Annotated in this window: 1 protein-coding gene; it reads left to right on the plus strand. The window is 68.9% G+C overall.

The window, feature by feature from the left end; genetic code table 11:
* Positions 1-9: 9 nt before the first annotated feature.
* On the plus strand, positions 10-1,107 hold a 1,098-nt coding region (locus tag SD626R_RS01450; protein ID WP_176697242.1), incomplete at its 3' end, for a tubulin/FtsZ family protein.

A 1,107-nucleotide genomic window follows, 5' to 3' on the forward strand; every position in this document is an offset into this window, starting at 1 on the left:
GAGCACACGATGAAACTTGCAATGATCGGATTCGGACAGGCGGGGGGGAAAGTCGTCGACAAGTTCCTGGAGTACGACAAGCGGACGGGATCTGAGATCGTCCGCGCGGCCGCGGCCGTCAACACGGCCAAGGCCGATCTCATGGGGCTCGAACACATCACCGAGGAGCAGCGGGTGCTCATCGGGCAGTCCCGCGTGAAGGGTCACGGGGTCGGCGCGGACAACGAGCTCGGCGCGGAGATCGCCGAGGAGGACATCGACGAGGTGCAGGGGGCCATCGACTCGATCCCGGTCCACGAGGTCGACGCGTTCCTCGTCGTCGCCGGGCTCGGCGGCGGCACCGGCTCCGGGGGGGCGCCGGTGCTCGCGAAACACCTCAAGCGGATCTACACCGAGCCCGTCTACGGGCTCGGCATCCTGCCGGGCAGCGACGAGGGCGGTATCTACACCCTCAACGCGGCCCGCTCGTTCCAGACGTTCGTCCGCGAGGTGGACAACCTGATGGTGTTCGACAACGACGCCTGGCGGAAGACGGGCGAGTCCGTCCAGGGCGGCTACGAGGAGATCAACGAGGAGATCGTCCGGCGGTTCGGCATCCTCTTCGGCGCCGGCGAGATCCAGCAGGGCCAGGAGGTCGCCGAGAGCGTCGTCGACTCCTCGGAGATCATCAACACGCTCTCCGGCGGCGGCGTCTCCACCGTCGGCTACGCGGAGGAGGAGGTAGAGGAGCGCTCCTCGGGCGGCCTGCTCTCGCGGCTGCGTAACGACGACGACGGGGAAGACGAGCTCGACAGCGCACACACCACGAACCGCATCACCAGCCTCGTCCGCAAGGCGGCGCTGGGGCGGCTCACGCTGCCCTGCGAGATCGAGGGCGCGGAGCGCGCGCTGCTCGTGCTCGCCGGGCCGCCGGAGTACCTCAACCGGAAGGGGATCGAGCGCGGCCGCAAGTGGCTCGAAGAGCAGACCGGCTCGATGGAGGTCCGGGGCGGGGACTACCCGTACCGCGGCGCCGGGTTCGTCGCGACCGTGATCCTGCTCGCGGGCGTCACGAACGTCCCGCGGATCAAGGAGCTCCAGCAGGTCGCCATCGAGGCGCAGGACAAC

The sequence above is a fragment of the Halorubrum sp. SD626R genome (genome assembly GCF_001261915.1).
In the GTDB taxonomy this organism is placed as follows: Archaea; Halobacteriota; Halobacteria; order Halobacteriales; family Haloferacaceae; genus Halorubrum.